Consider the following 12,502-nt stretch of genomic DNA (forward strand, 5'->3'; position numbering starts at 1 on the left):
GGCCCGGCGGTCAGGCGTGGGTCTTGGCCAGCAGTTCCAGGATCTCGTCCGTCGTGCCGGTCTCGCCGAGCCGCGGGAAGATGCGCTCGACGCTGTTGACGTGCGCGTCCGCGTCCGCGTCCGCCATGGCGTCCGTGGCGAGGGTGACGTGGTAGCCGTGCGCGTAGGCGTCGCGCGCGGTGGACTCCACGCCGATGCTGGTGGCGATGCCGGTCAGCACGATCTGCGTGATGCCCCGGCGGCGGAGCTGGACGTCCAGGTCGGTGCCGTGGAAGGCGCTCCAGTTGTGCTTGGTGACACGGATGTCGCCGGGGTGTCCGGACAGGTCGTCGACGACGACGTCCCAGCCCTCCGGGAAGGCGAGCCCGCGCGGCTGGCGCTCGGTGCGGCCCGGGACGGCGTCCGCCCCGTCCGCTGCGAAGGAGACCCGCACCAGGACCACGGGCAGCCCGTGCGAGCGGAAGGCGTCGGCGAGCGCGGACGTGCGGGAGACGATCTCGGCGCCCGGGTACGGCTGGGTGGGCATGGCCACGATGCCGTTCTGGAGGTCGATCGCGACGAGGGCGGTACGGGGGTCGAGCGTGGTGAGCGACATGGGTCGGTCAGGCCTTTCGGGTGTCTCGGGTGGCCGGCCGGCCGAGGGACCGGTCGGGCAGGATCGTCGCCAGCAGCAGTGCGGAGCCGGCGAGCATGAACAGGGCCAGGCCGTGCAGCCCGGCCGTGTCGGCGCGGTGCGGGTAGAACGCCGCGGTGGCGGCGGACGCGGCCAGTGCGCCGAGGTACGTGAAGGTCCGCAGCAGCCCGGCCGCGGAGGCGATCCGCTCCGGCTCGGCCTGCCGGTACAGCGCGTTCTGCGTGGCCAGGCCGATCAGCCCCTGCGGGACGCCGAGCAGCACACCGACCGCGAGCAGCAGCCAGAACGGGCTGCGGTCGCCGATCACGAACAGCACCGCGCAGCCCACGAGCTGGAGGACGGAAGCCGTGAGCAGTTTGGCGCGCACCGCCTCCCGGCGCCCGGTCAGCGCGGAGGCGGTGAGCGCCGCCGCCGACAGCGGCAGCAGCGCGAGCCCGGCCGTGGAGGCGCCGAGCCCGCGGCCCTGCTCCAGCCACTGCGTGTAGCCGTACATGAAGGCGTAGGCGGTGGTGTAGCCGAGCAACTGGCGCACGTAGGTGGCGAGCAGCGGCCCGTTGCCGCCGAGGACGCGCAGGTCGATGAACGGGTCCGGCGTCCGCAGCTCGCGTAGCGCGAAGCCGGCGGCGGCCGCGGCGGACAGCACCGGCAGGTACCAGCGGCCGGTCCGCGGCTCCATCAGGAACAGCATCAGCGCGATCAGCAGGACGGCGAACAGCGCCATGCCGGGCACGTCCAGGCCGCGCCGCCGGGTCACGGACCGGGGCAGCCGCAGCGCGCCGAGCACCAGACAGGCCGCCGACAGCGGCACGTTGACGGTGAACACGGCCCGCCAGCCGCCCAGTTGGATCAGCAGCCCGCCGAGCGCGGGCCCGACGACGGCCACCGTCTGGTTGGCCACGGCGAGCGCGGTCAGCACGCCCGCCGGGCTGTCCCGCCCGGTGCGTTCGGCCTCGGCGCGGGTCAGCCGCATCGCCGCCGGGTACGCCGCCGACGTGCCGAGGCCCAGCAGCACCCGGGCCGCGATCAGCGCGCCGAGCGAGGGGGCGAGCGCGCCGAGCAGACCGGCGAAGCCGACCAGGGCCGTACCGGCGAGGTAGAGCCGGCGCGGGCCGTACATGTCCACCAGGCGGCCGATGACGGGCTGGCCGACGGCGGTCGCCACGTAGAGCGCCGAGACCAGCCACACCGTCTCGGCGGGCGGCGCGCCGAACGCCACGCCGATCGGCACGAGCGTCACGGCGATCATCGAGGAGTTGACCGGGTTCAGGACCGAGCCGAGGATCATCGGCGGGATGAGCCGGCGGTCGAACCCGTCGGGGGAGGGGCCGGCGGCCCGGGTGCGGGCGGTGAGCCTCGGTATCACGGCCGGGACAGCCGTTCCATCAGCTCCAGCGCCGAGAGGACGGTCTGCCGCTCCTCCTCGGTGTAGCGGTCCTGGAAGGCGCGGGCGAGCCACTCCTCGCGCACCTGCCGGTTGCCCTCGATCCGGGCCCGGCCGGCGTCGGTCAGCGTGACCAGCTGGCGGCGGCCGTCGTCGGGGTCCGGGGCCCGGCGGACCAGCCCGTGCTGCTCCAGGGCGGCCAGCGTGGTGGCCATGGACTGCGGGCGCACCCCCTCCGCGGCGGCGAGCGCGCTCGCGGTGGCCGCGCCGTGCTTGCCGACCAGGGTGAGCGCCGACTCCTGCGACGGGCTGAGGTCGGCGTCCTGCGCCACCTCGCGGATACGGCGCCGCAGCCTGCTGAACACCACGCGCAGGTCGCGTGCGGCGCGGGCGGCGGAGTCGGAGATGTCAGCCATGTCGCCAGACTAGGACCGACAGCACAAACTGTCCAGTTGAAACTGTTCAGTTTTGACTGTCTGTTTGCCGGGGTACTCAACGGACCTCGGACAGCGCGGCGGCCCGGCACTCTTCCGCGTACGGAGCGAAGCGAGGAGCACGGATGACCCCTCCGGACAGGTCCGGCCTGGAGGCGGCCGGACTGCGCCGGACGAGGAGGTGACAGGAGGTGACCCTGAGCGGCCGGCCGGCCGCCGAGACCCCGGACACCGCCGTCCCCGCCGTGCCCACCGGCACACCCGGCCTCGGCCCGGCCCCCGGGGAGGAACGGGCGGCGCCCTACGGGGCGGACTGACAGACACCGCGTACGCAGGAGGAGAGGAACATGCCCCCCACCGTCGTCATCACCGGCGCCAGCGCCGGCATCGGCCGCGCCACCGCCCGCCTGTACGCCAGGCGCGGCGCCGACGTCGTCCTGGTCGCGCGCGGCGAGGGCGGCCTGGAGGCGGCGGCCGACGAGGTCGCGGCGCTCGGCGGACGGCCGCTGGTACAGCCCGCCGACGTGGCCGACCCGGCCCGGACGGAGGCCGTCGCCGAGGCCGCGGAGAAGGAGTTCGGTCCCATCGACACCTGGATCAACTGCGCCTTCGCCAGCGTGTTCGCGCCGTTCGAGGAGATCACCCCCGAGGAGTACCGGCGGATCACCGAGGTGACCTACCTCGGCTTCGTCAACGGCACGCGGTCCGCCCTGAAGCGCATGCTCCCCCGCGACCAGGGCACGATCGTGCAGGTCGGCTCCGCGCTCGGGGAACGCTCGATCCCCCTGCAGTCGGCGTACTGCGGAGCCAAGCACGCCATCAACGGCTTCACCTCCTCCCTGCGCACGGAACTGCTGCACCGGGGCAGCAACGTGCGCGTCACCGTCGCCCAGATGCCCGCCGTCAACACGCCCCAGTTCGAATGGGTCCGCTCGCGTCTCGCCAGGCACCCCATGCCGGTCCCGCCGATCTACCAGCCCGAGGTGGCCGCGCGGGGCGTGCTGTACGCCGCCGACCACCCGGGCCGCAAGCAGTACTACGTCGGCGCGTCCACCGTCGCCACCATCTGGGCCAACCGGTTCGTCCCCGCGCTGCTCGACCGCTACCTGGCCCGCACCGGCTACGACTCCCAGCAGACCGACCGCATCCCGCCCGCCGGCCTGGACAACCTGTTCGAGCCGGTGGACCGCGAGATCGCCGACGACCAGGGCGCCCACGGCGCCTTCGACGACACCGCCCACGCCCGCTCCTGGCAGGAGACCCTGGTCCGGCACCCCGCCGCCACCGCGCTCGGCGCGGGCGTCGCGCTGCTGGGCACCGTACGCGGCGTCCGCCGCCTCACCTCCTCCTGCGCGTAGGCCGGCGAGGTGCGCCTCCTGCTCATGTCCGACACGCACCTGCCCAGGCGCGCCAAGGTGCTGCCGGAGCCGCTGCTCGCCGAACTCCCGCGCGCGGACGTCGTATTCCACGCCGGGGACTGGGTCGACACCGCCACCCTCGACCTGCTGGAGAGCCGCAGCCGCCGGCTGATCGGTGTGTACGGCAACAACGACGGCCCCGAACTGCGCGCCCGGCTCCCCGAGGTGGCCCGCGCCGACCTGGGCGGCCTGCGCTTCGGGGTCGTCCACGAGACCGGCCCCGCCCAGGGCCGCGAGGCCCGCTGCGCCGCACGCTTCCCCGACCTGGACGTCCTGGTCTTCGGGCACAGCCACATCCCCTGGGACACCACCGCCCCCGGCGGCCTGCGGCTGCTCAACCCCGGCTCCCCGACGGACCGCCGCCGCCAGCCCCACTGCACGTACCTCACCGCCACGGTCGCCGACGGAGCCCTCACCGAGGTGACCCTGCACCGGCTGCCGCGACGGTAGCCGGTGGCGGGCCCCGGCCGGCCCCGGCCGACGCTCGCCGGCTGTGGCAGGATGCGGCGGTGATCTCCAGCTCCGGCATACCCGCCGTCGTGCCTCAGGGCCGCCTCGCCGAGCCCGGCCAGCCCGTACTGCCGCTCGCCGACGGCCTGGAACTGCGGTCCTGGCAGCTGACCGACGCCGACGCGGACGCCCTGCTCGCCGCCGGGCGGGACCCGGACATCAGCAGGTGGAACCTCTTCACCGTCGCCGACCGCGCGGAGGCCAGGGCCCGGATCGAGCGCCTGCACGGGCGCCGGCGGGCCGAGACCGGGGTCGTCTGGGCCATCGCCCCGCGGGGCGGCGCGCCCGTCGGCCTCGCCGGACTGAACGGCGTCGACCTCGCCGCCGGAACCGCCGAAGTCCTGTACTGGGTGCTGCCCGCGGCGCGCGGAACGGGCCTCGCCGTCCGGGCGGCACGCCGGCTGAGCCGGTGGGCCCTGGACGACCTCGGCCTGCACCGCCTGATCCTGTGCCACTCCGTCGCCAACCCGGCGTCCTGCCGGGTCGCCGAGAAGGCCGGATTCGGCTACGAGGGCACCCAGCGCAGCGCCCTCCTGCACGCCGACGGCTGGCACGACCAGCACCTCCACGCGCGCGTGGCCGGAGACCCCGGCCAGGCCCTGTCATCCGGATCATGCCGGTGCCGCGGGGCCTGACCCGCCCCGGACACCCGGCGGGCACCGTCAGCGCCGGGGGGTGCACGCCCCGGCAGGACTCTCCGGCCGGCACCACCGCCGGGCAGGCCGGGCAGTACCGCCGGCCTCGGGAGCGGCCCGCACCGCCGGCATCCCCGGCGCACGCCGGCAGGAGCGGTCACCCCACTCCCCGGGGATGGATCGCCCCCCTCGTCCCGCTCAGCGGTGACCCGGTGCCGCCCCACCTCAGGGCCACGATCTCCGCCGCCACCGACACCGCCACCTCCTCCGGCGTGCGGGCGCCCAGGTCCAGGCCGAGGGGGGAGCGCAGGCGGGACAGTTCCCGGTCGGTGAGGCCCGACTCGATCAGGCGGCGGAGCCGGTCGTCGTGGGTGCGCCGGCTGCCCATCGCTCCGATGTACGCCGCCGGCCGCCGCAGCGCCTCCAGCAGCACCGGCACGTCGAACTTCGGGTCATGGGTCAGGACGCAGATCACCGTCCGCTCGTCGGTGTGCGTGCCGCGCAGATAACGGTGCGGCCAGTCCACGACGACCTCCGCCCCCTCCGGGAACCGGTGGGGCGTGGCGAACACCGGCCGGGCGTCGCACACGGTGACCCGGTAACCGAGGAAGTCCCCGATGCGGGCCACGGCGGCGGCGTAGTCGATGGCCCCGAACACCAGCATGCGCGGCGGCGGCGCGAAGGACTGGAGGAACACCGTGACGGTGTCCTCGCGGCGCTCCCCGTGCGGGCCGTAGTGCCGCAGGCCGGTCACGCCGAGGGCGAGTTCGCCGCGCGCGTCGGCGGCGACGGCGGCGTCGAGCCCCGGGGTCCCGAGGGTGCCGGCGGCCGTGCGGAGCCACACCGCGAGCGTCGACCCGCACGGCGCCGGCCCGTCGACCACGGTGGCCACGGTGACCGGCTCACCGCCCGCGACGGACGCGGCGACCGCGCCGAACGCCGGGTCCCGGGCCGGGGACACCGGCCGTACCAGCACGGTGATCTCGCCACCGCAGGTGAGCCCGACCGCGAAGGCGTCCTCGTCGCTGTAGCCGAACGTCTCCAGCCGTGCCGCCCCGCTCTCGACGGCCTCCTGGGCCAGCTCGAACACCGCGCCCTCCACACAGCCGCCCGACACGCTGCCGACCACCTCGCCGTCCGGGCCGACCGCCATCGCGGCACCGGGCCCGCGCGGCGCGCTGCGGCTGACCGCGACGACCGTGGCCAGCCCGAACGGCACCCGGGCGGCGTACCACCGGTCCAGCACGGCGAGAATCTCACGCATCGTCGGCTCCTCGGCTCACACCTGGCACGGCACCTGGTTGAACGTTAATCCGTTGGCGGTGAGGCCGCCTTTCTGCTGCACTGCACCGGTCGATGTCCCGAGAGAACCAGGAGCGATCATGCGCACACCGTTCATGTCCGGCCCGGAAGGAATCGCCCACTCTCTCAAGGACATGACGCCTCGTGCCATTGCTCAATCTGGGAATCCTCGCCCATGTCGACGCGGGTAAGACGAGCCTGACCGAACGGCTCCTGCACACCGCCGGAGTGATCGACGAGATCGGCAGCGTCGACGCCGGCAGCACCACCACCGACACTCTCGCGCTGGAGCGGCAGCGCGGCATCACCATCAAGTCCGCCGTCGTCTCCTTCCCGCTCGACCGCGTCACCGTCAACCTCATCGACACCCCCGGTCACCCGGACTTCATCGCCGAGGTGGAGCGGGTGCTCGGCGTGCTGGACGGAGCCGTCCTGGTCGTCTCCGCCGTCGAAGGCGTCCAGGCGCAGACCCGGGTGCTGATGCGCACCCTGCGCCGGCTGCGCATCCCGGCCCTGGTCTTCGTCAACAAGATCGACCGGCGCGGCGCCCGGGGCACGGCGGTGCTCCGCCAGATGGCCGAGCGGCTCGCCGTACCGCTCGTCCCCATGGGCACCGCCGCCGGACTCGGCACGCGTGCCGCCCGCTTCCTGCCCGGCCTCGGCCCGGCCGCGCCCGAGGCACTGGCGGACCAGGACGACGTCCTGCTCGCCGACCTTCTGGACGGCGCGGTCCCCGAGGCCCGGCTGCGCGGCGCGCTCGCCGCACGGACCCGGGACGGCTCCGTCCACCCGGTGTACTTCGGCTCCGCGATCACGGGCGCCGGCGTGTCCGAGCTGGTCGACGGCATCCAGAGGCTGCTGCCCACCGCCGCCGGTGACCCGGACGGCCCCCTCTCGGGCACCGTCTTCAAGGTGGAGCGGGGTCCGGCGGGGGAGAGGGTGGCCTATGCCCGCCTCTTCTCCGGCACCCTGCGCGTCCGCGACCGCGTCCCCTTCGGTGATGGTGGCAAGGACCCGGGCAGGGGAGCGAACGGCCGCCGGGAGACCACCACCGACCGCGAAGCCCGCCCCGCAGGCGCCCGTGCCACCGAGGGACGCGTCACCGCGCTCGCCGTCTTCGACCACGGCACGGACACCCGGGCGGACAGCGCCGGGGCGGGCCGGATCGTCAAGGTGCGGGGTCTCGGCGGCATCCGGATCGGTGACGCGCTGGGCACGCCGGGACGGTCGTACGAGCACCACTTCGCGCCGCCCACCCTGGAGACGGTCGTCGTACCCGGCGCCGGCACGGACCGCCGCTCGCTGCACCTCGCGCTCACCCAGCTCGCCGAACAGGACCCGCTCATCGGCGTCCGCCACGACGGGCCGCGCGGGGAGATTTCCGTGTCCCTCTACGGCGAGGTGCAGAAGGAGGTCGTCCAGGCCACCCTCGCCGACGAGTACGGCCTGGCCGTCACCTTCCGCGAGACGACGACCCTGTGCGTCGAGCGGCCGGTCGCCACCGGGCACGCCGTCGAGTTCGACAAGAAGGACGCCAACCCCTTCCTCGCCACGGTCGGCCTGCGCGTCGACCCGGCCCCGCCCGGCACGGGCGTGGCGTTCCGGCTGGAGGTGGAGCTGGGCTCGATGCCGTACGCCTTCTTCAAGGCGGTCGAGGACACCGTCCGCGAGACGCTCGGCCAGGGGCTGCACGGCTGGCAGGTCGTCGACTGCACGGTCACCATGACCCACTGCGGCTACTCGCCCCGGCAGAGTCACGCGCACCAGGGCTTCGACAAGAGCATGTCGAGCACGGGCTACGACTTCCGGGGCCTGACCCCGCTGGTGCTGACCGAGGCGCTGCGCCGGGCCGGCACCCTGGTGCACGAGCCGGCGCACCGTTTCCGCCTGGAGGCGCCGGCCGACACCCTCGGCGCGCTGCTGCCGGTGCTGGCCCGGCTCGGCGCCGTGCCCGAGGCCACCGGCACGCACGGGACCACCTGTGTCCTGGAGGGAACCGTGCCGGCCGCCCGGGTGCACGCGCTGGAGCAGCGGCTGCCGGGGCTGACCCGGGGCGAGGGCGAGGTGGAGACCGTCTTCGACCACTACGCGCCGGTCACCCGCGGCACGGTCCCCGAACGTCCGCGCACCGACCACAACCCGCTGAACCGGAAGGAGTACCTGCTGAACGTGATGCGCCGGGCCGGGGAACGCCCCGGCCGGCCCTCGGCCGACCCGCAGTCGGCTCACCCGTGAGTCCCGGGGGCCGGGCGGCACGGGCAGCCGCCGGCCGCTGCCGACCGACACGGACTTCCGGTGTGCCGTAGGCGCGCCGCAGGGGCGGCGGCGCGCCTACCGACGGCATGGGTGTGGCCTCCGGAGTGAGTGGGGACGCCCCGGAGGCCACGGCTCGGTGCGGCGTCACCCCCCGCTGGGGCCGGTCCAGTCCGCCTGGACGTGCCCCAGCCGGACGCGCTGCGGATGGTCGCCGACCGGGACCGACGTCACCTTCCTGCCGGTGGCGAAGTCGATCGCCGTCACCTGGTCGGCGCCGCTCTCGGAGACGATGCAGTCCTTGCCGTCCCCGCTGACCGTCGCCCAGTACGGCTTGGACGTCGTGACGAGCGGGCCCTCCTGGAGCGAGGCGCGGTCGACCACGGTCGCGTAGTCGTCCATGGTGCCCGCGACGCAGAGCTTCGTGCCCTCGGGGTTCATCGAGATGCCGTGGTGACGCGAGTCGTTGACCCAGGTGGTGCGGTCCTCGCTGGTCGCCGGGTTCTTCGGCAGCGTCTTCATCCGGGTGATCTTGTCGGTGGCGACGTCGTACTCCAGGAAGCCGTTGAAGAACGACACCTGGAAGTACAGCTTGGACTCGTCGGCGGAGAACACGGCCGGGCGGACCGCGTCGGAGAAGTCCTTCAGCCCGAACGCGTCCAGCCGCTGCCGCATGTCGATGACCTTGACCTGCTTGTACGTCGTCGCGTCCACGACGGTGATGTGCCGGTCGCCCTTGGTCCAGTCCCAGCCCGGGGTGTCCAGGTCGGTGTTGACGTCGCCGATGGACATGTTCCAGATGTACTTGCCGTCCTTGGTGAAGATGTTCTCGTGCGGCTTGTCACCGGTCGCGAAGGACCCGAGCTGCCTGCCGGTGTCGATGTCCAGGACGTGCACGGTGTTCGCGGTCGAGGCGGAGACCGCCACCCGGGTGCCGTCCGGGGAGACCGCCATGTGGTCGGCGCGGTAACCGGCCACCGGGAAACGCCAGTTGACCTTCCCGGTGGCGAGATCCAGGGAGACGACGTCCGCGAAACTGGGCCGGGACACCACCACCGACCTGCCGTCGGGCGTGGAGTACATGTCGTCGGCGAACTGGTCGTGGCCCTCGCCGACGCTGTTGCGGATCGCCTGGAAGTAGATCCACTTGATCGGGTCCGCGTTGATCTCGGCCATCCGCGCGGCCTTGTCCGGTATGACGTTGATCCGGCCGATCTTCGCGAAGTCGCCGGAGGAGCGGATGACATCGGCCGTGCCGTCCCAGTTGTTGCCGACGAACAGCACCTCGCGCAGCCCCGCGGGGGCGGCGGAGCTTGCGGAGGCGGCGGTCGCCGGGGCGGCGACGGTCAGGACGAGGGCGGCGGTCACGGAGCACAGGTGCCTGGTTCTGGAGGCAGCCATGACGGCTCTCTTTCCTCGGGGGAATCTGAACACGGGTGCTTTCACAGTGAACTTACTGAAAAGTAAGGAAGGGATGGCCTTCTCGACAAGATGTGTGCACGACAAGATTGGGGGAGCGGCGGGATGACCGAGGGGGACGCGTGGACGGCAGGCTCAGGGCGCCGACGGGACGCTACGGCGGACGGTCCGCCGAGGAACGGCAGGCCGAGCGCCGCCGCCGCTTCCTGGACGCGGCACTGGGGCTGTTCGGCGGCACCCCCGGCTACCGGGGCACCACGGTCGCCGCGCTGAGCCAGGCCGCCGGCCTGTCCACGCGCCAGTTCTACGAGGAGTTCCGCACCCTGGAGGACGTCCTCGCCGCCCTCCACCTCCAGGTCAACGGCTGGGCCGAACAGGCCGTCCTGGACGCGCTCGCCGACGCGGACGGGCTGCCGCTCGCCGAACGCGCCACCGTGCTCTTCCGGGCCTACGCCCACGGCGTCACCCGTGACCCGCGCCGCATCCGCATCGCCTTCGTGGAGATCGTCGGCGTCAGCCCCCGGCTGGAGGAGCAGCGCCTGGCCCGCCGCGCCCGCTGGATCGACCTCATCCGCGCCGAGGCGGACGCGGCCGTCGCCCGCGGGGAGGCGGCGCCGCGCGACTACCGCCTCGCGGCCACGGCCTTCATCGGCAGCGTCAACGGCCTGCTGCACGACTGGAGCGCCGGCTGGGTGGACGCCACCCTGGACGAGGTGGTGGACGAACTGGTCCGGCTGCTGCTCGGCATGCTCCGCCCGGAGGGCTGGCGCCCCGGGAGCCCCTGAGCCGCGGGCGCCCCGGCCGGACGGCGCGGTCCGGCGGGGCGCGGTCCCTTCGGCGCGCGGAATCGGGCCGGAGCTGCTCTGCTGGGTCTGAGGACGCCGCCGTACCCGTTCCCGGAGACAGCCATGAGTACCTATCGAGCCGCGCAGGTCACCGCTGCGAACGGCACCTTCGAGCTGGTCGAGCGCGAGGTCCGCCAACCCGGACCGGGCCAGGTCAGGATCGCCGTGGAAGCGTGCGGGGTCTGCCACAGCGACGCTCTCTTCGTGAGTGGCGGGCTGCCCGGCGTGTCGTTCCCGGAGGTCCCCGGACACGAGATCGCCGGGCACCTGGAGGAACTGGGCGAGGGCGTGCGGGAGCGGGGCTGGCAGGAGGGCGACCGGGTGGCCGTCGGCTGGTTCGGCGGCAGCTGCGGCCACTGCCGGGCCTGCCGCGAGGGCGACTTCATCGTGTGCCCGAACCTGAAGGTCCCCGGCTGGGCCTACGACGGCGGCTTCGGCGAGAAGGTGATCGCACCCGTCGACGCCCTGGCCCGCATCCCCGAAGCGCTCTCCGCGAGCGACGCCGGACCGATGGCCTGCGCGGGCGTGACCACGTTCAACGGGCTGCGGCGCAGCTCGGCGCGGCCCGGTGACCTGGTCGCGGTGCTCGGCCTCGGCGGTCTCGGCCACCTCGGCGTGCAGTACGCGGTGGCCATGGGCTTCGAGACCGTGGCGATCGCCCGCGGCGCGGCGAAGGCCGACTTCGCCGAGCAACTGGGAGCCCACCACTACGTCGACAGCACCTCGGGCACCCCGGTCGCCGAGGCGCTCAAGTCCCTCGGCGGCGCCAAGGTCGTCCTGGCCACCGCTGGGCACTCCGAGGCCATCACGGCCACCGTGGACGGCCTGGCCCACCGCGGCGAACTGGTGGTCATCGGCGCGGACACCGCGCCCCTCGGCATCAATCCGACCCAGTTGCTCATGGCCGGCCGCGTGGTGCGCGGCCACCCGTCGGGCACCTCGCAGGACGTGGAGGACACCATGGCCTTCAGCGCCCTGCACGGCATCCGCCCCATGACCGAGAACGTGCCGCTGGACGACGCGGACGAGGCGTACCAGAAGATGCTGTCCGGCAAAGCCCGCTTCCGGATGGTGCTCACCACCTGACGGACCGACGTCAGCCCGTCACCCGGTCGGCCCGGTGAGCACGGGCGCGGCGCGTCCTCGTCCCGGACCCCGGCGCCCAGGGCGGCGGCGCGCCGCCGGTACGACGGGCCCCGGGGGGCCCGCAGGAGTACCGCGGACGGCGCCGGCGGCAGCGACACGGCCGGCGGGCGCCATCCCGGCCGGAAGTGGCCCCGCGGTCGACGGCCGGTGCTAGACGCCGGCGGACACCGCCAGCAGGGCCACCGCCGCGAGCCCCGCGCAGCCCAGCACGCAGCAGGCCAGCAGCCGGCGGCGCAGCGCCCGGTACCGTGCCTCGTACGCCTGCCGCAGCTCCTGCGCCCGCTCGGCCGTGCGGTGCCACGAGAGCCGGGCCAGCGCGAGGTACTCGGCCTCGAACTGCCGCTCCACGTGCTGCCGTTGGCCCTCGGTGAGCCAGCCGAGCCGGGAACCGAGGCGTACGGCGGCGGCACGGCCCTCCTCCCGTGCGGCGGCCAGCAGCAGATGGCCCTCGATCTGCCGGACGAGGTCCCGTTCGTCGTGGGCCGTCACCGCGCGGTCAACTCCCGCTCCGGGGACGGGGCGCCG

The 12,502-nt window shown here is 74.1% G+C and carries 13 protein-coding genes; 7 read left to right on the top strand and 6 right to left on the bottom strand.

Translation table 11 applies throughout. The annotated features are described in order from the left end of the window. Positions 1 to 10 precede the first annotated feature (10 nt). From LG395_RS19485 to LG395_RS19495, 3 genes are read right to left on the bottom strand one after another with little or no spacing between them, the layout of a single operon-like run. Positions 11 to 595 (bottom strand): hydrolase, encoded by a 585-nt coding sequence (locus LG395_RS19485; RefSeq protein ID WP_171150448.1) that lies wholly within the window; start codon positions 593 to 595, stop codon positions 11 to 13. Between the two features lie 7 nt (positions 596 to 602). Then, positions 603 to 1,997 (bottom strand): MFS transporter, encoded by a 1,395-nt coding sequence (locus LG395_RS19490; RefSeq protein ID WP_225810638.1) that lies wholly within the window; start codon positions 1,995 to 1,997, stop codon positions 603 to 605. Then, the gene (locus LG395_RS19495; RefSeq protein WP_171150446.1) at positions 1,994 to 2,431 is read right to left on the bottom strand and encodes a MarR family winged helix-turn-helix transcriptional regulator; all 438 of its coding nucleotides are present in this window, start codon (positions 2,429 to 2,431) and stop codon (positions 1,994 to 1,996) included. Before LG395_RS19495 ends, LG395_RS19490 begins: the two co-directional genes overlap by 4 nt. 209 nt (positions 2,432 to 2,640) lie before the next feature. Between LG395_RS19495 and LG395_RS41210 the strand changes: the two genes are divergently transcribed. From LG395_RS41210 to LG395_RS19510, 4 genes are read left to right on the top strand one after another with little or no spacing between them, the layout of a single operon-like run. Then, a complete protein-coding gene (locus LG395_RS41210; protein ID WP_263982726.1) occupies positions 2,641 to 2,766 on the top strand; it encodes a hypothetical protein in 126 nt (41 codons plus the stop codon). A gap of 30 nt (positions 2,767 to 2,796) precedes the next feature. Next, the gene (locus LG395_RS19500; RefSeq protein WP_225810639.1) at positions 2,797 to 3,807 is read left to right on the top strand and encodes an SDR family oxidoreductase; all 1,011 of its coding nucleotides are present in this window, start codon (positions 2,797 to 2,799) and stop codon (positions 3,805 to 3,807) included. Positions 3,808 to 3,816: 9 nt separating this feature from the next. Next, the gene (locus LG395_RS19505) at positions 3,817 to 4,317 is read left to right on the top strand and encodes a metallophosphoesterase family protein (RefSeq protein WP_225810640.1); all 501 of its coding nucleotides are present in this window, start codon (positions 3,817 to 3,819) and stop codon (positions 4,315 to 4,317) included. A 59-nt stretch (positions 4,318 to 4,376) separates the two neighbouring features. After that, on the top strand, positions 4,377 to 5,012 hold the full coding sequence (locus tag LG395_RS19510) for a GNAT family N-acetyltransferase (RefSeq protein ID WP_225810641.1): 636 nt from the start codon (positions 4,377 to 4,379) through the stop codon (positions 5,010 to 5,012). A gap of 157 nt (positions 5,013 to 5,169) precedes the next feature. Here the strand turns inward: LG395_RS19510 and LG395_RS19515 are convergent, their stop codons facing one another. Beyond that, a complete protein-coding gene (locus LG395_RS19515) occupies positions 5,170 to 6,276 on the bottom strand; it encodes an XdhC family protein (protein WP_225810642.1) in 1,107 nt (368 codons plus the stop codon). 182 nt (positions 6,277 to 6,458) lie between these two features. On the opposite strand from LG395_RS19515, the gene LG395_RS19520 reads away from it, so the two are divergent. Beyond that, positions 6,459 to 8,549 (top strand): elongation factor G, encoded by a 2,091-nt coding sequence (locus LG395_RS19520; RefSeq protein ID WP_225810643.1) that lies wholly within the window; start codon positions 6,459 to 6,461, stop codon positions 8,547 to 8,549. A gap of 165 nt (positions 8,550 to 8,714) precedes the next feature. On the opposite strand, the gene LG395_RS19525 is transcribed toward LG395_RS19520, so the two are convergent. After that, positions 8,715 to 9,968, bottom strand: coding sequence for a YncE family protein (locus LG395_RS19525; protein ID WP_225810644.1), 1,254 nt, complete (start codon positions 9,966 to 9,968; stop codon positions 8,715 to 8,717). Between the two features lie 140 nt (positions 9,969 to 10,108). Between LG395_RS19525 and LG395_RS19530 the strand changes: the two genes are divergently transcribed. Both LG395_RS19530 and LG395_RS19535 read left to right on the top strand, forming a co-directional pair. Beyond that, positions 10,109 to 10,771, top strand: a complete 663-nt coding sequence (locus tag LG395_RS19530; protein ID WP_171150439.1) for a TetR/AcrR family transcriptional regulator — start codon at positions 10,109 to 10,111, stop codon at positions 10,769 to 10,771. Positions 10,772 to 10,894: 123 nt separating this feature from the next. Continuing rightward, positions 10,895 to 11,917, top strand: a complete 1,023-nt coding sequence (locus tag LG395_RS19535; protein ID WP_225810645.1) for an alcohol dehydrogenase — start codon at positions 10,895 to 10,897, stop codon at positions 11,915 to 11,917. A gap of 210 nt (positions 11,918 to 12,127) precedes the next feature. Here the strand turns inward: LG395_RS19535 and LG395_RS19540 are convergent. Then, positions 12,128 to 12,502, bottom strand: a 375-nt coding sequence (locus LG395_RS19540) for a hypothetical protein (protein ID WP_308071276.1), incomplete at its 5' end; no start/stop codon positions are given.

The organism is Streptomyces spinosus (assembly GCF_020400655.1).
Lineage (GTDB): Bacteria > Actinomycetota > Actinomycetes > Streptomycetales > Streptomycetaceae > Streptomyces > Streptomyces argyrophylli.